Source organism: Cryobacterium sp. TMT1-3, assembly GCF_004402315.1.
Lineage (GTDB): Bacteria > Actinomycetota > Actinomycetes > Actinomycetales > Microbacteriaceae > Cryobacterium > Cryobacterium luteum.
Window position 1 is genome coordinate 107,950 of sequence record NZ_SOFW01000006.1, and the last position, 17,451, is coordinate 125,400.

Annotated in this window: 15 protein-coding genes; 7 read left to right on the plus strand and 8 right to left on the minus strand. The window is 64.3% G+C overall.

Features of this window, described 5'->3' with window-relative positions; translation table 11 throughout:
* Positions 1-193 precede the first annotated feature (193 nt).
* Genes dhaK through dhaM form a run of 3 tightly spaced genes read left to right on the plus strand, consistent with a single transcriptional unit; the run spans position 194 to position 2,666 of the window.
* The gene (dhaK, locus tag E3O25_RS01040; protein ID WP_092108178.1) at positions 194-1,195 is read left to right on the plus strand and encodes a dihydroxyacetone kinase subunit DhaK; all 1,002 of its coding nucleotides are present in this window, start codon (positions 194-196) and stop codon (positions 1,193-1,195) included.
* 11 nt (positions 1,196-1,206) lie between these two features.
* Complete coding sequence (dhaL, locus tag E3O25_RS01045; protein WP_092107969.1) at positions 1,207-1,917, plus strand: dihydroxyacetone kinase subunit DhaL; 711 nt, start codon at positions 1,207-1,209, stop codon at positions 1,915-1,917.
* 23 nt (positions 1,918-1,940) lie between these two features.
* The gene (gene dhaM, locus E3O25_RS01050) at positions 1,941-2,666 is read left to right on the plus strand and encodes a dihydroxyacetone kinase phosphoryl donor subunit DhaM (protein WP_241983847.1); all 726 of its coding nucleotides are present in this window, start codon (positions 1,941-1,943) and stop codon (positions 2,664-2,666) included.
* A 987-nt stretch (positions 2,667-3,653) separates the two neighbouring features.
* Here dhaM and E3O25_RS01055 read toward each other — a convergent pair.
* Entirely contained in the window at positions 3,654-6,083 is a 2,430-nt protein-coding gene (locus E3O25_RS01055; protein ID WP_134360249.1) for an excinuclease ABC subunit UvrA, read from the minus strand.
* 53 nt (positions 6,084-6,136) lie between these two features.
* The gene (locus tag E3O25_RS01060; protein ID WP_092107965.1) at positions 6,137-6,901 is read right to left on the minus strand and encodes an SDR family oxidoreductase; all 765 of its coding nucleotides are present in this window, start codon (positions 6,899-6,901) and stop codon (positions 6,137-6,139) included.
* Between the two features lie 163 nt (positions 6,902-7,064).
* On the opposite strand from E3O25_RS01060, the gene E3O25_RS01065 reads away from it, so the two are divergent.
* From E3O25_RS01065 to E3O25_RS01080, 4 genes are all read left to right on the plus strand, one after another.
* Positions 7,065-7,556: an NfeD family protein gene (locus E3O25_RS01065; RefSeq protein ID WP_092107963.1), complete on the plus strand. Its 492-nt coding sequence runs from the start codon at positions 7,065-7,067 to the stop codon at positions 7,554-7,556.
* Positions 7,549-8,514 carry an SPFH domain-containing protein gene (locus E3O25_RS01070; RefSeq protein ID WP_092107961.1) on the plus strand — a complete coding sequence of 322 codons (966 nt, stop codon included), beginning with the start codon at positions 7,549-7,551 and terminating at the stop codon, positions 8,512-8,514. The genes E3O25_RS01065 and E3O25_RS01070 overlap by 8 nt, the downstream gene beginning before the upstream one ends.
* Positions 8,515-8,544: 30 nt before the next feature.
* Positions 8,545-9,282 (plus strand): glycerophosphodiester phosphodiesterase family protein, encoded by a 738-nt coding sequence (locus E3O25_RS01075; RefSeq protein ID WP_092108176.1) that lies wholly within the window; start codon positions 8,545-8,547, stop codon positions 9,280-9,282.
* A gap of 109 nt (positions 9,283-9,391) precedes the next feature.
* Positions 9,392-9,760: an RNA polymerase-binding protein RbpA gene (locus tag E3O25_RS01080; protein WP_092107959.1), complete on the plus strand. Its 369-nt coding sequence runs from the start codon at positions 9,392-9,394 to the stop codon at positions 9,758-9,760.
* A gap of 105 nt (positions 9,761-9,865) precedes the next feature.
* On the opposite strand, the gene lnt is transcribed toward E3O25_RS01080, so the two are convergent.
* From lnt to E3O25_RS17305, 6 genes are read right to left on the minus strand one after another with little or no spacing between them, the layout of a single operon-like run.
* Positions 9,866-11,392, minus strand: a complete 1,527-nt coding sequence (gene lnt / locus E3O25_RS01085) for an apolipoprotein N-acyltransferase (RefSeq protein ID WP_134360250.1) — start codon at positions 11,390-11,392, stop codon at positions 9,866-9,868.
* A 7-nt stretch (positions 11,393-11,399) separates the two neighbouring features.
* Positions 11,400-13,859, minus strand: a complete 2,460-nt coding sequence (locus E3O25_RS01090) for an RNA helicase (protein ID WP_241988462.1) — start codon at positions 13,857-13,859, stop codon at positions 11,400-11,402.
* A gap of 36 nt (positions 13,860-13,895) precedes the next feature.
* Positions 13,896-14,648, minus strand: coding sequence for a twin-arginine translocase subunit TatC (tatC, locus tag E3O25_RS01095; protein ID WP_134360251.1), 753 nt, complete (start codon positions 14,646-14,648; stop codon positions 13,896-13,898).
* Between the two features lie 46 nt (positions 14,649-14,694).
* Positions 14,695-14,952 carry a twin-arginine translocase TatA/TatE family subunit gene (gene tatA / locus E3O25_RS17740; protein ID WP_092107953.1) on the minus strand — a complete coding sequence of 86 codons (258 nt, stop codon included), beginning with the start codon at positions 14,950-14,952 and terminating at the stop codon, positions 14,695-14,697.
* A 33-nt stretch (positions 14,953-14,985) separates the two neighbouring features.
* Complete coding sequence (locus tag E3O25_RS01105) at positions 14,986-15,300, minus strand: hypothetical protein (RefSeq protein WP_092107951.1); 315 nt, start codon at positions 15,298-15,300, stop codon at positions 14,986-14,988.
* A 2-nt stretch (positions 15,301-15,302) separates the two neighbouring features.
* Positions 15,303-17,444, minus strand: a complete 2,142-nt coding sequence (locus E3O25_RS17305; RefSeq protein WP_241983845.1) for a YafY family protein — start codon at positions 17,442-17,444, stop codon at positions 15,303-15,305.
* Between the last annotated feature and the right edge of the window lie 7 nt (positions 17,445-17,451).

Consider the following 17,451-nt stretch of genomic DNA (forward strand, 5'->3'; position numbering starts at 1 on the left):
GCGGCGAGCGGTTGGCAAACAACATAGCGCGGGGTGTGATCGAGGGGAATGGGCTGGTGGAGTTGCTTCCCGTCCCTTACCGCGTACGCGCGAAGCGCGTATGTTGACCGTGGGAAAATGGCATCTTGGGCAGTGTCGCCCGCACCGTCAGCTCCCTATTCGAACCGTGGCATTACCGAGTGAATGGATGGTCATGAAGAAGCTCATCAACGATCCCAAGAACGTCGTCATCGAGGCCGTCGCCGGATTCGAAGCAGCGCACGGCGATATCGTGCGCGTCTCGCACGACCCGATCTTCATCGCACGCAGCGATGCCCCCGTGCACGGCAAAGTGGGCATTGTCAGCGGCGGTGGAAGCGGTCATGAGCCACTCCACGGCGGGTTCGTCGGGTACGGAATGCTGGATGCCGCCGTACCGGGAGCCGTGTTCACGTCGCCGACACCCGACCCGATCCTCGCGGCGACCCAGGTCGTCGATGGCGGCGCCGGGGTGCTGCACCTCGTGAAGAACTACACCGGGGACGTCTTGAACTTTGAGACCGCGGCCGATCTCGCATCCGCTGAAGGTATCGAGGTGCGCGCCGTCATCATCAACGACGATGTGGCGGTCAAGGACTCGCTGTACACTGCGGGGCGCCGCGGCGTGGCCGGAACGGTGCTGGTGGAGAAGATCACCGGGGCTGCCGCTGAACGCGGCGATGATCTGGCTGCCGTCGTCGCCGTCGCGGAGAAAGTGAACTCTCGTGTGCGCACCATGGGCGTCGCGCTGACCCCCTGTGTGGTGCCGCACGCGGGGGAGCCGAGCTTCGTGCTCGCTGACGACGAGATCGAGATCGGTATTGGAATTCACGGCGAGCCAGGGCGGGAGCGTATCAAGCTCGAACCGGCCGATGCCATCGTCGACCGACTGCTGGCTCCCATACTCGACGACCTGCCCTTTGTTGCTGGCGACGCTGTACTCCTATTTGTCAACGGCATGGGCGGAACACCTCAGGTTGAGCTGTACATCGTGTTTCGCCGCGCCGCCGAAGTGCTCGCGGAGAAGGGAATCACCGTCACCCGCAGTCTCGTTGGCAACTACACGACAAGTCTCGAAATGGCCGGCACCTCCATTTCCGTTCTCAAGCTCGATGAGGAACTCACCAGCTTGTGGGATGCCCCGGTGCAGACAGCGGCGCTACGGTGGGGACGGTAGAAGGAGAGTCGATGACCCCCGAAGAACAATCAGACACGGCCAACGCTGACGCAGATCTGGGCGACAGAGCGCCCGGTACGGCCTCGCTCACGCTCGACGCCGCCTGGACCGTTGGCTGGATTCGGCGCAGTGCCGAGGTGCTCGCCGCCGAACGTGCCGCGCTCAACACCCTTGACCGGGACATCGGCGACGGCGATCACGGTGAGAACATGGATCGAGGATTTCAGGCAGTCCTGTCCAAGCTGAACGATCTGGTCGACGAGTCCACCCCCGGCGCGGTGCTCAAGCTCGTCGCCACCACTCTCATCTCAACCGTGGGAGGCGCCGCCGGGCCGCTGTACGGTACGGCATTTCTCAAAGCAGCCGGAGCCGTCGGGTCGGCAAGGTGCCTCGACGCGGCCGCACTCGTCGCTCTGCTGACCGCGGCGCGTGACGGCATCGTGCTGCGCGGCAAAGCCGAGGAGGGTGACAAGACCATGATCGACGCCTGGACGCCCGCGGTCAACGCGGCGGCAGCAGCGCAGGCGGCCGGATCGGCCGTGGACGAGGTACTGCTGATCGCAGCGGATGCCGCAGCATCCGGTGCGCAGGCCACGGAACCGCTGATCGCACGTAAGGGTCGGGCGAGTTACCTCGGGGAGCGAGCGATCGGCCACCGCGATCCCGGTGCCCAGTCGACCTCGCTGCTGCTTCGGGCCGCCGCCGATGTGGGCCGGGCCTGATGGCGTCGGCATCCGCTCAGCGCGTGGGAATCGTTTTTGTGTCCCACAGCGAGAAGATAGCGACGGGGTTGGTCGAACTCGCGCGGCAGATGGCGCCGACCACCCAGCTCATTGCTGCTGGGGGGACGGATTCCGGCGGGATCGGCACCAGCTTCGACAAGATCAGCAACGCGATCACAGCGGCAGATGCCGGCGGAGGAGTCGTGATTCTTTGTGATCTCGGTTCGGCTATTCTGACGGCGGAAACGGCACGCGATTTTCTCGACGAGGCGGCGCAGCTCGAGGTTCGGATCGTCGATGCTCCGCTCGTCGAGGGCGGGGTGGCCGCGGCGGTGGCCGCGGAAACCGGGGGAGGGCTGAACGCCGTCGCGGCAGCCGCGCGGACAGCGCTGCAGCCGCTCAGCCCTAACCCATCTCCCGCTGGAGGTCACGACACGACCACCCGGACACCGCGAGACGACACCCCGCCGCACACCGATTCGGCGGATTCCGGTGCGATCTCACGCACGGTGATCCTCACCAACAGGGAGGGCCTTCATGCCCGGCCAGCCGCCCAGTTCGTCAACCTGGCGAGCACGTTCCCGGTTCCCATCACGGTGAACGGAACGGATGCGCGGAGCCTGTTGAGCATTATGTCGCTCGGGCTGGCCAAGGGGAGCACGGTGCGGCTCGCCTCGACCGATCCGACAGCCGGGCCGGCGATCACGGCCCTCGCAGACCTGCTGAAATCAGGCTTCGGCGAGGCGTAGCCGTCCCGACCCCCTGTCGAGGCGAAGCGTTATAGCAGTTGCGTGCCTTTTTGTCCAATCCGGCGTATCGTGAGGGCATGATTCAGGACAGGAACACCTCAAACGGTTCGGACGAGCGGGCCGCGACGGACCTACCGGCGTGCCCGATTTGCGGCCATGCGATGGGCGAGCACAGTATCGATCATTCGACCCGGAACACTGTGGTCAACTGTCCGGTTACCCACCCCGGAGCGTGGGATCGCGACGCATTTGAACCGGTGAATGAGTTCGGCATGGTGATTCACCGAACGCAGTCCTGACGGATTTGCGATCCGCGCGGCTACTGCGTCCAGTGTGCCTACTGTGTCCCTGCGACTTGGCGAAGTGCTGCGTTCCCAGCGCACTGGCGCTGGACCGAGGTCGGCACGGCGATCGCCTCTGGGTGAGCGGTGACGCTTCTAGTGGCTCCCACGTCGTAGTCATTGGTAGCACGCCGGCCCAGACAGTGCGGTCTTCGCCGTCGTCGACGCTCTCACTCGGCGGCCCGGTTCGCACCTTGAGGCTCACCTCATGCAGCGGAATACGCAAGACGATCGTCGCGGCGAGTTCCCGACGAGTCATCGGGCGCACCTCTCGGCGGCACGCGCGCGGGGTGGTGTGCACGGCCGACGACATCATTGTCACCGCCGGAACCAGCGAGGCACTCGGGCTGGCAGCCCTGTCGCTGCGGGCGGGCAGGGGAGCGGCAGCAGTTCCGGGCGAGGGCCTCGGGCGCGCACCCCTCGTCGCGGTGGAAACACCGGGCTATCCGGAGAACCGTCGCGGCGAAGCGAGACCGAACCCTCAACAGCGGATTGAACGTTGGTCGGGGAGACACTGATCGATCTGCGCTGTCGGACAACCGAGGACCTGAATGTCACCTTGTTGACATAATGTGCATTATCGGTCGCGTCGTATGGGGCTGGGAAGGGGGCCCTATGTGCTTGACTGGTGCGGTGCACCGACCGGTCAGCGACCGAGCGGTTCGACCCCGGTTCTGCCGCCAGCCGCCGCACCGACGTAAGCGGCCAGATGTTCACCCGTAAGCGTCGAACGAGCGACCACCAGCTCGGCGGGCGTGCCCTCGAAGACGATCCGGCCGCCGTCGTGACCCGCCCCAGGGCCCAGATCGATGATCCAGTCAGCGTGCGCCATGACAGCCTGGTGATGCTCGATCACAATGACCGATTTTCCAGAATCCACGATCCGATCGAGCAGGCCGAGCAGATTCTCCACGTCGGCCAGGTGGAGACCGGCGGTCGGTTCGTCCAGAATGTAGACATCGCCCTTCTCGGCCATGTTGGTGGCGAGCTTGAGGCGTTGCCGTTCGCCACCGGACAGTGTCGGCAGCGGCTGGCCGAGGCTGAGATAACCGAGCCCGACGTCGACGAGTCGGCCCAGCACGGCGTGGGCGGCAGGAATGCGCGCCTCCCCCGCACCAAAAAATTCGTGGGCGTCGGTCACAGACATCGCCAGCACCTCGCTGATATCATGACCACCGAGCCGGAATTCCAAAACGGATGCCTGGAATCGTTTTCCCTCACACACCTCGCAGCGTATGGCTACGCCCGCCATCATCCCCAAGTCGGTATAGATGACGCCGGCACCGTTGCAGTTGGGGCAGGCCCCTTCTGAGTTGGAACTGAACAGGGCAGGTTTGACCCCGTTGGCCTTGGCGAAAGCCTTGCGGATGGGCTCGAGCATTCCCGTGTAGGTCGCCGGGTTGCTGCGTCTGGAGCCCTTGATCGCGCCCTGATCTACCGTCACCACGCCGTCCCGACCCGAAACGGAGCCCCGGATCAGTGAGCTCTTGCCGGAGCCGGCCACACCGGTGAGTACGGCCAGCACGCCGAGCGGAATGTCGACATCGACGTGCTGCAGGTTGTGGGCGTCGGCGCCGCGCACCTGAAGGATCCCCGACGGTGTGCGCACCGTCGGTTTCACGGCGGCACGGTCGTCCAGGTGCCGCCCGGTCAGCGTACCGCTTGATCGAAGACCAGCGAGGGACCCCTCGAACACAATGCTGCCACCGTCACTGCCGGCGCCAGGGCCCAAGTCAATGACGTGGTCGGCGATCATGATCATCTCCGGCTTGTGTTCCACGACGAGGACCGTGTTGCCCTTGTCGCGCAACTGGACCAGGAGGGTGTTCATCCGCTGGATGTCGTGGGGGTGCAGCCCGATGGTCGGCTCGTCGAAGACGTAGGTGACGTCGGTGAGCGAGGAACCGAGGTGGCGGATCATCTTGGTTCGCTGCGACTCGCCGCCGGAGAGGGTGCCGGAGGAACGGTCGAGGGACAGATAGCCCAACCCGATCTCGACGAAGGAGTTCAGCAGGTGCTGGAGGGAGGCGAGCAGCGGAGCGATGGAGGGTTCAGCCAGCCCCCGCACCCAGACCGCGAGGTCGCTGATCTGCATCGCGCAGGCATCCGCGATGCTCACGTCGTGGACTTTAGACGATCGGGCTCCCTCGTTGAGTCGGGTGCCGTTGCAGTCGGGGCAGACCGTGAATGTAACCGCCCGCTCGACAAACGCTCGAATGTGCGGCTGCAGGGTGTCGACGCCTTTGCTCAACATCGATTTCTGGATTTTTGGAATCAGCCCCTCATAGGTGAGGTTGATGCCCTCGATTTTGATCTTTGTTGGCTCCTTGTGCAGGAGGTCGGCCAGCTCCCTCTTGGTGAAGTCCCTGATCGGCTTGTCCGCGTCGAAGAAGCCACAGCCGTTGAAGATGCGACCGAACCAGCCGTCCATGCTGTACCCGGGGATCGTGAGTGCGCCCTCGTTGATGGATTTGCGCTCGTCGTAGAGCGCCGTCAGGTCGATGTCGGTGACCGATCCCCGACCTTCGCAGCGGGAACACATTCCTCCAGTGATACTGAAGCTGCGGCGTTCCTTCACGGTCGCTCCCCCGCGTTCGATCGAGACAGCGCCCGCTCCGCTGATTGACGCGACGTTGAAGGAATAGGCCTGCGGCGAGCCGAGGTACGGCTGGCCGAGTCGACTGAAAAGGATGCGCAGCAGCGCGTTCGCATCGGTCGCCGTACCGACCGTGGAACGCGCGTTGGCGCCCATCCGCTCCTGGTCGACGATGATCGCGGTCGTCAGCCCGTCGAGCACGTCGACGTCCGGCCGGGCCAGGGCCGGCATGAACCCCTGCACGAATGTGCTGTACGTCTCGTTGATCATGCGCTGGGATTCAGCGGCGATGGTACCGAAGACGAGCGAACTCTTGCCGGACCCGGACACGCCGGTGAACACGGTCAGTCGTCGCTTGGGAATCTCCACGCTGACGTCTTTGAGATTGTTTTCCCTGGCGCCCTGCACGCGGATCAGATCATGGCTGTCGGCAATCTGGAGGTCAGCTGACGGGGTGGCCGTTTTCGTTGTCGTGCGCATCGGTTCTCCTATGACTCCATTTTGCGCGATTCGGGCACGGCGCCGACCACCGGCTAGTCGCCGGCGAAGCCGCTCGTGTCGCCAACGAGGCGGGTGTTGCCGACCGGAACCGGTTCGACCGCGGCCCGGACGACCTCCGCCGCGAACTCGCTGACGTTATACAGCCGCCCCGCGGCCTCCTTGCGGGCGCTCAGAGCGCCCGGGTTGGACCGTTCAAGGAGAGTCGCCGTGATGGTGCCCTCGATCATGTCACCAGAGACGACGACGAAGCCGATCCCGGACTCCTCCAGCTGCGGGATGACGGCGCGCAGGGCGTCCTCTCCTGCACGCTTGCTGCGGGCGACCGGCTCGTACTCCGGCATGGTTGGGGTGGTCTTGATGAAGTGTGCCTGGTGGCTGGTGACATAGACAATTCGCGAGTCGTCGCCGAGCAGCGGAATGGCCTCGGTGAGCAAGTTCACCTGCGCGTCACGGTTGAGGGTCATGGCGTAGTCCTCGGCCATACCGCTTTCCATGCCGCCAGAAGCGTTCATCACGAGGATGTCGAGGCCACCGTATTCCGCCTCAATGGTCGCGAACATCGCCGTGACCGATGCCGGATCGGTCAGGTCGGCGCCGGCGGTGATGGCTTCTCCCCCAGCGGCGCGAATAGCGTCGGCGAGTTTGTTGGCTCGTGCCTCTTTATTGCGGTAGTTGATGACCACGCGGGCTCCGGCCTGCGCGAAATAGCCGACAGTGTCGGCGCCGATGCCGCGGGACGAGCCTGTGACGAGTACACGCTTGCCCTCGAGTGATCCTGCTGCAAGTGGATTGGTCACGCGTGCTCCTCTAAGTTCGATCAGATTATTCCTGGCAAAGTTTGGCCTGATCGGCCATCCCATCAGGTTTCGACCTTATCAACAAGCCTCGGTCGCTCCCCCGGCGTGTTGTCGTCGGCACCTGCTAGTTTCGAAGGGAAACGGATTGGGGAAGGTGTCACCCATGGTCGACCTGACCGACTATCTCTGGATTTTATGGCTCGTGTTTATTCTCGTGGCCATCACCATCGAACTGCTGAGCCTGGAATTCACCTTCCTCATGATTTCCATTGGCAGTCTCGGAGGCCTCGCTGCCAATCTGCTCGGCCTGGACTGGTGGCTGCAGATCGTGGTTGCCGCCGGACTGTCGGTTCTGCTACTCCTGACCATCCGCCCGTTCCTGTTGCGGGCCCTGCGGAAGGGCGGCGATCCGGCGCGAAGCAACATCGATGCCCTGATCGGCATGACCGGCCGGGTCGTCTCGACCGTCACCGAGACCGGCGGGCTCGTGAAACTCGCCAATGGCGAAACCTGGACGGCTCGGCTGCTGACACCCGGTGGAGACAGCATCGGTTTCCGATCCAGCGTGGAACCAGGCCAGCTGGTCACCGTGCATCTCATCGAGGGCTCCACCGCCGTCGTCTTCTCCGCTGAAAGGACCCAGAACCATGCTTGATCCCGCAGCCTTCATCGGGCAGATCTTCGTGATCGCCCTGCTCGCCGTTCTGGCGGTGTTCGTCATCGTCATACTCGTACGCGCCATTCGCATCATTCCGCAGGGCAACGCCGGCGTCGTGGAACGCCTCGGTAAATATCACAAGACGCTGCTGCCCGGACTCAATCTGCTCGTGCCCTTCGTTGACCGGGTGCGCCCGCTGCTCGATATTCGTGAGCAGGTCGTATCGTTCCCCCCGCAGCCGGTGATCACCGAGGACAACCTCGTCGTCTCCATTGACACCGTCGTCTATTTTCAGGTGACGGATGCCCGCGCCGCGACCTACGAGATCAACAACTACCTCGGTGCGGTCGAGCAGCTCACCACTACGACCCTGCGGAACGTGGTCGGCGGGCTGAACCTCGAGGAGGCTCTGACCAGCCGGGACAACATCAACAGCCAGCTGCGCATCGTGCTCGATGAGGCCACCGGCAAATGGGGCATTCGTGTGGGCCGAGTCGAACTCAAGGCGATCGAACCGCCCCACTCCATCCAGGATTCAATGGAAAAGCAGATGCGGGCCGAGCGAGACCGCCGCGCGCTCATCCTGACTGCGGAGGGCACCAAACAGTCAGCCATCCTCACGGCTGAGGGCGCGCGCCAGGCGGCGATCCTCGAGGCCGAAGGTGACGCCAAAGCCGCCGTTCTGCGCGCCCAGGGCGAAGCCGAAGCAATCACCACGGTGTTCAAGGCTATTCACGACGGCGATCCCGACCCGAAATTGCTCGCCTACCAGTACCTGCTCACCCTGCCGAAACTGGCCGAAGGCAGCGCCAACAAGTTGTGGATTGTGCCGAGTGAATTGACCGAAGCGATGAAGGGCATCGGCAGCGCGTTCGGTGCGAATGCGGCCCAGTCCCCCGGGGCTGCACCGTCCGGAGGGGCTGCACCGGCGGCATCCGCCTCGCCTCGGGTCTAACCGGTGGGCGAAAGCGCGCAGTCGGAGTTCTTGACCGCACCGTCGCCCCGGGTATTCGCCCACCGCGGGCTGGCACAGGAGGCACCGGAAAACACTCTGCTCGCCTTCGTGAAGGCGCTCGCGGGCGGGGCCACCCACCTCGAGACCGACGTGCACGTGTCGCTCGACGGTGTGGCCGTCATCAGCCACGATCCCGATCTGGCGAGCCTGGACCGGGACGTGCGCATCGATCAGCTGACCATGGCCGAGTTGAGACACATCAATCTGGGCTACGGGCAGGGTTTCACCGCCCTTGCGGATGCGCTCGAGGCGTTTCCTGCCGCCTTGTTCAATATCGATATCAAAACGGATGCCGCCGCCGAACCCGCTGCCCGTGCGATCAAAGACCAGCGAGCCACCGCTCGGGTCCTCGTGACCTCGTTCAATGAGCACCGCCGCCGACGCGTGGTCAGCCTGCTGCCCGGTGTGGTCTCGTCGGCATCGGCACCCCTCGTGGGTCGGGCTGTAGCGGCGGCAAATTTAGGACTGACCGCCCTCGTTCGCCGGGTCCTCGAGGGCTGTGTCGCCGTGCAGGTTCCCGAACGAGCCGGCCCCGTTCGAATCGTCACGCCCCGATTCGTCACGATGATGCACCGAGCAGGAGTCGAGGTTCACGTGTGGACCGTCAACGACCCCCACGACATGATGAGACTCCTCGACCTCGGTGTCGACGGATTGGTCACGGACCGCACGGATCTTGCTGTCGCCGCCCTTACCCGCCGAACCTGAGAATTACCTCCCAGAATGGGGGGTCCGGGAAGGTTAATACCCAGCTTGATGGTTTAGAACTGTGAAAGCGTGATCGAATCTGTGATCGCGAGCGAGAGGAGACCACACTATGGCTGACCGCAGTTTGCGTGGCATGAGATTGGGCGCACAAAGCCTACAGAGCGAAGAAGGCGTCACCTTCTCCCCCCGAGTTCCGCACACCTACCGGTGTGAGACTTGTGGGCGAGAGACGGTAATGATTTTTTCGGCCGAAGCTGAAGCTCCGGACGAATGGGAATGCAAATACTGTGCACGGACGGCGACCCGGCTCGTCGACTCCCTGCCGGTGATCGTCGACCACTCCGACGAGAAGATTCCTCGAACCCACTGGGACATGTTGTTGGAACGTCGCACCAGGGACGAACTCGAAGAGTTGCTCGAAGAGCGCCTCTCCGTGTTGCGTCTGCGCCGTGGTGGCCAGCAAAAGATCGGCGCCTGAGAGCCGATCGCAGCCGCACGACCCCGCTCCTCGTGGCGGGGTCGTCGTTGGTTAACCCGGCCGTTCCGACACAGGTCCGTCGACAGGGCAGTCAGCGGGGAACGACTAGCTGCGGCGCAGGCGCCGAGCGGCAGGACTGCAGAGCGCCAGACCGGCAAGGCCCAGCCCCGAAACTAGCCACTCCACAACGCGGCCGGCCACCATGGCGGGCGTGAGGGTGTCGCTGAGCGGCACGGTCTGCACCATGGCACCTGCTGTAAAGGTTGGCAGGCTGTCCAGCGTCTGTCCGTCAGGAGTGATGATGGCGCTCGACCCGACGGTGGAGATATTCACCACAGTGCGTGAGGTTTCCAGCGCACGCAGCCGGGCGATGGCGAGTTGTTGCACACTCTCGTCGGTGTGGCCGAAATCGGCGTTGTTGGTTTGGGCGAGGATGATCTCGGCGTTTCCGTCGATCATCTCGTGCACCAGCTGATCGTCGGCGATGTCGAAGCAGATCGCGATACCGGCCAGCACGCCGTCGATGTCGAAGATATTGTCGCGGGTACCGATACCGTAGTCGCGCCCGATCAGATCGATCAGGTCTGGGGCGAACGGTCGCCAGAAAGCCCGATCCGGCATGTATTCCGCGAACGGCACCGGATGGATCTTGTCATAGACGTCGACTGCTCCCTGCCCGCTCTTCCAGAGCAATGAGCTGTTGTAATAGGTGTCTTCAGGCCGGGTGATGGTGCCGGTGATGAGGGGGGCATCCATTTCGGTGCTGATGTAGTCGAGCACCTGTGCCGCGGCTGCCGATCGGGTGGGGTCGATGTCGCTCGCGTTCTCCGGCCACACCACGAAATCGACGGTCTCGTCAAGCAGCGGCAGGGTAGCCGAGGTGTGGTCCTGCAGAATCTGACCGGGAGCGTACTCGGCGAACAGTCCGGCATCCGCATTGCCCTGCACTGCGGCCAGGCGCGTCGTGCCGCTCTGAATGGTCGGCCAGGCCGGTATGGCGAGCAGGAGCGCGACGGCGCCGAGGGCAACGCCCACGCGCACGGCCCGAGCCAGCTCGGGCTCGCGGAACAGCTGCACGGCGAGGGCGCTCAGCCAGACCAGGAGAAAGCTCAGGCCGGACAAGCCCACCCACGCGACGAGTGGCGCGAACGGGCTCTCCGACTGCGAGAGCGCGATCCGGCCCCAGGCGAACCCCCCGTAGGGCCAGACGGCGCTGATGGCTTCACGCGCCGTCCACAGACCGGCGACAATCACCGGCACGACTCCGAGCCGACCCCAGACGCCTGGCCAGACACGCTGACCATGCCGCAGCACGACGGCGGTGAAGCCGAGTCCGGCCGAGAAGAACAGGCTCTGCAACCCGCCGAGCGCGAACCATGGCACGAGGCCGAGGTACAGCGTGATCCAGAAGATGTGGATCAGCCAGAACGACAGTCCGGCCACCAGGCCTACGAGCAACCCGGTGCCCAGGCTGCGGCCGAGCAGAGCCAGGAGCATGAGCGCGACGCCCACGGGTGCGAGAAACCACCAGTCACGATCGGGAAAACCGGCGTCGAGGATCGCGCCGGCGCCCGCAGCGACGAGAACGGATGCCCACAACGGCAGGCTGAACGCTCGCTCACTCCCCCACATGGCCGGTTCAGGCTACCGAGGAGTACGCGACGATGCCGCGGCGGATGGCGTCCATGGCTGAACGGGCGGTCGGTCCGACGTGTGCATCGCCGGCGATGGAGAGTTGGTCGAGCAGGTCGATGGTCTGCTTGGTCCAGCGCACGAAATCGCCGGCGGCCATCTCCGCCTCGTAGAGCACGTCACTCAACGACGCGCCGCGAGCCCACTTCCACATGGCCAGGCTGAGGCCCACTGCAAGCGGATTACTGCCGGGTAGTTTGTGGTCGCGTTCGAGGTCGTCGATACGGCTCCACAGGTCTTGCGTCTCGTCGAGGGCGGGCCGGAAGGCACCCTTGGGCAGGTAGCGGGCATCGATGAGTCCTTCTTCCCGGCGCGGCTCGAAGACGAGCGCGCAGGCCATCGCTGCCAGGCTCGCGGCATCGAGTTCGTTCCACAGCCCGCGGCGCAGGGACTCGGCGACGAGCAGGTCCCGTTCCGCGTAGATGCGGCGCAGGATGCGTCCGCTCTCGCTGAGCGCGATGGCGCCGTTGGCGTCGGATTCGAGGTACCCGTAGCCGAGCAGAACATCGGTCACCCGGTCGAAAACGCGGGCGATGGCTCCGGTGCGCTGCGAGATTTGCTGGTTGAGAGCATCCTTTTGGCCTTTGAGCTTGAACCAGCGTTCCGCCCACCGGGAGTGCGCCTCCCGGTCGGGGCAGTGGTGGCAGCCGTGCGCCCGCATCTGCTTGCGCAGGCTGGCTACCTCCCGCTGACGCTTGTCGCGCTGTCCGCGTAAGGAATTATCGGCCTTGGTACCTTCGCGTTCAACCTCGGTCAGACGCCGACGAATCGCCGAGTAGTCCTCGAAATTGCCCAGGTGGCAGGTCATGCTGGTCTTGAACCCGGCCAGGGACTCCTCTTGCTGGCGCACCGAGCGGGCCAGGTCGACGACCGCGCGATCGGCTTGGAACTGCGCGAACGACGATTCCAGGACTCCCCGGGTGCGCACGACACCGAACTGGTCGATGAGGTTGACGGCCATGTTGTAGGTCGGCTTGAAGCTCGAATTCAACGGATAGGTTCGCCGGGAAGCGAGCGAGGCAACGGCCTGGGGGTCGAGTCCCTGCGCCCACTGGATCACCGAGTGGCCGAGAGTGTCGATGCCGCGGCGCCCGGCCCGACCGGTCAGCTGCGTGTACTCCCCGGGTGTGATCGGCACCCGAGCCTCACCGTTGAACTTCTCCAGCTTGTCGAGAACAACCGTGCGGGCCGGCATATTGATACCGAGCGCAAGCGTTTCGGTCGCGAACACGGCCTTGACGAGCTTCTTCTGGAACAGCTCTTCCACGACCTCCTTGAACGCCGGCAGCAGACCGGCGTGGTGGGCGGCGACACCGCGTTCGAGGCCGTCCAGCCACTCGAAGTAGCCGAGCACGCCGAGGTCTTCGTCGAGCAGGGTACGGCACCGATCGTCGACGATCTGGCGAATTTCTTCGCGCTCGTGTTCCTGCGTCAGACGCACCCCGGAGCGGAGAACCTGCCGCACGGCCTGGTCGCAACCGACCCGACTGAAGATGAAGAAGATGGCCGGCAGCAAATGCTTGCCGTCGAGCATGCGCACGATGTCGCCACGATCCATCCGACCGGCATCGAACTGCGGGCGCTGCGTGTCATGCTCCCGATAGCCCCCGACGGCGCCGCTCTGCCGGCCGGAACCTCGGCCGCGCCCGCCGGCCGAGCGCCCGCCGGCATGGGCCAAACGAACCAGTTCGGGGTTGACTCGGTGGGTGCCGACCAGGCCCGTCGAATCGAACAGGTCGAGCATATTGTTTTTGACGAGCACGTGTTGCTCGAGCGGGACCGGACGCTCCTCTGACACGATCACGTCGGTCTCCCCGCGCACGGCCTGCAACCAGTCTCCGAATTCTTCCGCGTTCGACACCGTCGCGCTGAGCGAGACCATGCGCACCGGCTGGGGAAGATGGATGATCACTTCCTCCCATACGGCTCCGCGAAACCGGTCCGCGAGGTAGTGCACCTCGTCCATAACCACGAAGGCGAGGTTCGTCAGCAGGTCGGAGTCGGCATAGAGCATGTTCCGGAGCACCTCGGTCGTCATGACCACGATGCGTGCCCCCGGATTGACGTTGGTGTCACCGGTGAGCAATCCCACCTGGTCGGCGCCGTACTCGGCAACGAATTCCTGGAACTTCTGATTACTGAGCGCTTTCATCGGCGCGGTATAGAAGACTTTCGCACGGGACTGTCGCATCGCTAAGTAGATCGCGAATTCGGCCACGATCGTCTTGCCGGCTCCGGTCGGTGCGGCCACAAGTACGCTATTGCCCGCTTCCAGGCATGCGCAGGCCTCGCGTTGAAACAGATCGAGGTCGAATTTGAGGCCGCCCTCGAAGTCCTGCAGCATGGGCTGGGCGGCCCGGGTGCGTGCGGACGAGTACCGTTCGGCCGGCGATTGCGTGTGCGTCACGAGGTCCTTAACAATTGCTGCATCCGAGTTTCGGCGCTAGAGCGCAAGTTCTTTTTCGAACGCGAGCACTTTTTTGGCTACGCGCCGATCGTGCAGCCAGGCGATGCCATAGGCGGCAAAGTACAACATGACCATGGGAATGGCCAGCAGGAACATCGACACCACGTCGGCGGCCGGGGTTGCGATCGCCGTGAAGAGCACAATGACCAGGATGGCGATCCGCCACGATTTGATGATCGAGGCGGCACTGATGACGCCGGCGAAGTTGAGAAGCACGATAAAGACCGGCAGCACGAACGCGATGCCGATCGCCACCACGAGTTTGAGCACGAAGTCAAAGTAGCCCTGAGCGTTGATGAACGCGGAGTCCTCGGTGGGGGCGAAGCTCGTCATGAGCTCGACCACGTGCGGCAGTACAATCCAACCCGCTGCGCAGCCGGCCAGAAACAAGGGAATGGCCGTGAAGAGGAATCCGAAGGTGTATTTCTTCTCGGTTCGGGTGAGCCCGGGAACGAGGAAGGCGAACACCTGATAGAGCCATACCGGGCTCGACACGATGAGCCCGACGTAAAGCGAAATCTTCAGCTTGAGGTCGAAGGCACTCGTGATGTCGGGGTAGTTGATCTGTGCGTTGCGATGCTGTGCGTTGATGATTGCATAAATCGGTTCTCGCAACTGATCCCACACGAAATCCGAAAGGAACCATCCGGCTATAGCACCGATGAACAAACCGGCCGCCGCCAGGTAGAGGCGTTTGCGCAGTTCGATCAGGTGCTGCCCCAGCGACATTTTTCCCGCTTCGGTCGCACTTCGTCGGGCGCGGACCGCCACGGTACTAGGGCTTGACGGCGGGGTCGGCTGGGCCGGCCGCCGTCGGGCCGGACGTCTTCGATGCGTCGGTACCCGTGGTGCTCGCGGACGAAGTCGGGGCGTTGGGATCAGGGTCGACCGAATCGCTCTTGATCTCGCTCTTGAAGATTTTCATCGACTGGCCGAGGCTGCGAGCGAGTCCGGGAAGCTTCGGAGCACCGAAGAGGAGCAGGACGACGACGAGGATGATCAGGAAATGCCATCCGGTCAGGTTTTGCAGCATGAGGGTGTGTCCTCTGTTTAGCGGGCGTGGCGGTTAGCGGACGTTTCGCATCAGTTTACCCCGCACGATCAGCGCATCGCGACGCACCTCGCGTCGGCGGGTGCGTTCCACCCGCTGCTGCTCGACGTTCTCACGCAGCTCGGCGAGGTCGGTGAAAACAGCCGGGGTGAATGTCGCAGCGGGGTGGGTCGGGTCAGAATCCAATTCAAAGATACGAGCGGTGAGGGCTTCACCCGCCCGCAGAGTTCCCAGCGCCTTTCGGTAGAGCACGACCGCACACCAGGTAAGTACGGATATCAGGCCCAGCACGAGACCGCACCAAAGGAGCAGCCACGACCACCACGGCATCGCTAGAGCGTCTCTGTCGGTGTCTGGTCAGCTGCGGCGTACTGCGCGAGCCCGGCCGCGGCCCACTCGGCCACCACTCGGCGCGATTCGGCCGGTTCGAGCACCGTGACGATGCCGGCCAGCCCGGTGACCAGCCGTTTGAGCCCGTGGAAATGGGCCACGCGCAGGGTGGTGCGGGTAAGCGCACCCGAGCCGACCGGCTCTGACCGCTCTGGCCGGTAGTCAGCGAGCAGCGGCAGGGCTGCGGTCGAGAGTTCCAGGCGCACATCGACATCGTCAGTGGACGCTTGAAACAGGGTATCGGGCAGCAGTAGATCTCCGGCGTGGGTGCTGCGCGGCGTCACGGTGATGCGAGGCTCACTCATACGGTCCAGCCGGAAGGTTCGCACCGCTTCGCGCAGGTGGCACCAACCCCGCAGGTACCAGTCGTTGTCGACCGATTCGATGCGCAGGGGGTCGACGAGACGGTGTTCGTGACCGCCGCGAGCGTTCAGGTAGTCGAACTCGACCTGCATCCCCGTGGTCAGAGCCGTCTGCACGATGCTGCGGGTTGTTCCGGCATCACGCTGGGCGACTGCCACCTGGGTCGGTGGCGCAGAGGCGCCGCGGGTCAACTTCGCCATCAGGGAGGCGATCGCGTCGGTATCGGCATTGTCGGGCAGGGCAGACAGGTATTGCAGTCCGGCGATGAGTGCTGCGGCCTCCCTGGCCGAGAATCGCGGGGAATCATCAATCGCCACCTGGTGGGTGAGCACGATCCGATCATTCGTTTCGAATTCATCCCAGAGAATGTCGAAGAGGTCGCCGTGCAGGTATTGCCGGGTTTCCCCGGGAATGCCGGACAGCGCGATGAGGCGTACCAGCCCGCGCACCCGATCTGCGGAGAGGCCGAAATGTTCAGCCACCTCGATGACCGTGACCCGCCCCTGGTCGATGAGGTAGGGAACGAGAGAGAGCAGCAGGGTGAGCTGGTCGCCGGCGATCCGGGGTTGGCTGGCGGCTTTGGCCGGCTGGGGGTGCGCGGGTGGCGTGCGGCGGCGCACTGGGCGGCCGGACGGGGACTCGGGAAACGCAGCAGCGTGGGCGGTTCGGGCCGCGACCAGTCGTGCGCGCACCGCGGTGCGCACGCTGAGGGGACTCTCGACGAACACTTCCGGGCCGAATGCGGCCAGTTCGTCAGCGAAGATATTCAGGTCGGTGAAGTGCAGGGTCAGGGCACCTTCGGCCGACGGCGTGTGCGTTCCGCTGGTGTACTGTGTTGCCTGCCGGGCACCCAGGCGCACGGCGGCGTCGGATTGCGGCAGAACGACGATGCGTGCGCTGTTGGCTGCCCACAGGGCGTCGAGTTCGGCGAGGGCCGTTGCGCTGTCGGTGGCCCCGCTGGTCGTGTCAGCGCTGAACGGAACCGGCGTCGTGTTGGGGACCACGGCGACTGCGCCCACGATGCGCGCCAGCAGAAAGGTCCGTGCGGAGCGAACGGCTTCATCGGTGGCGTACAGGTGCCAGCGCCCTTCATGCTGGACGAGCGCCCGGGGTGCGACCACGCGACGCGCAGGCTTGGTCTCCCCCGGTTTGAGGTACAGGAACGCCACGACCTGTGAGCGGTCCAGGGCCTTGCTCAGGGGGTCGAAGCTCGGATCCTTCGTGCGCAGCAGGGGTGCATAACCCAGAACAGGTTCGCTCGATTCAACACCGAGGGAGTTCAGCTTCATCACGGCCCGGCGGGATTCTCCGGACAGTGACCCTTCGCGCCAGACCGTTCCTGCCAGTTTGAGCAGGGATACCTCGTTCGGCGTGAAGGTGACATCCGAGGGCAGGTCGTACAAACCCTTGGGGATGCGATAGCGCAGAAAGTGGTTGCTGCCCGGATCGTCCGGGGGCTCAATGGTTTCCAGCGGTATACCCAATTCACGGATGTCGTCTTTGTCGCGCTCGAACTGGCGCTCGAGGCTCTCGTTCGAACCGTCCGCGGTATACCGCTGCCGGTATCCCTGCACGTTGGCCAGGATGTCGGCCTTGGTCAGGCCCGCTTCCGTCGCAATAAGCGCCAGGACGAGGCTGAACAACCGTTCAGGAGCCGTGACCGATGCAGGTTTGCGCTCGGTCTGGCTTTCCGAGGGTTCAGCGCCCGGCTGGATTGGCATGAAGCGA

Coding starts and splice junctions, on each gene's coding strand:
- dhaK (WP_092108178.1), top strand. CDS start 194: ATGAAGAAGCTCATCAACGATCCCAAGAACGTCGTCATCGAGGCCGTC.
- dhaL (WP_092107969.1), top strand. CDS start 1,207: ATGACCCCCGAAGAACAATCAGACACGGCCAACGCTGACGCAGATCTG.
- E3O25_RS01055 (WP_134360249.1), bottom strand. CDS start 6,083: ATGCGCACGACAACGAAAACGGCCACCCCGTCAGCTGACCTCCAGATT.
- E3O25_RS01065 (WP_092107963.1), top strand. CDS start 7,065: ATGGTCGACCTGACCGACTATCTCTGGATTTTATGGCTCGTGTTTATT.
- E3O25_RS01070 (WP_092107961.1), top strand. CDS start 7,549: ATGCTTGATCCCGCAGCCTTCATCGGGCAGATCTTCGTGATCGCCCTG.
- E3O25_RS01080 (WP_092107959.1), top strand. CDS start 9,392: ATGGCTGACCGCAGTTTGCGTGGCATGAGATTGGGCGCACAAAGCCTA.
- lnt (WP_134360250.1), bottom strand. CDS start 11,392: ATGTGGGGGAGTGAGCGAGCGTTCAGCCTGCCGTTGTGGGCATCCGTT.
- tatC (WP_134360251.1), bottom strand. CDS start 14,648: ATGTCGCTGGGGCAGCACCTGATCGAACTGCGCAAACGCCTCTACCTG.
- tatA (WP_092107953.1), bottom strand. CDS start 14,952: ATGCTGCAAAACCTGACCGGATGGCATTTCCTGATCATCCTCGTCGTC.
- E3O25_RS01105 (WP_092107951.1), bottom strand. CDS start 15,300: ATGCCGTGGTGGTCGTGGCTGCTCCTTTGGTGCGGTCTCGTGCTGGGC.
- E3O25_RS17305 (WP_241983845.1), bottom strand. CDS start 17,444: ATGCCAATCCAGCCGGGCGCTGAACCCTCGGAAAGCCAGACCGAGCGC.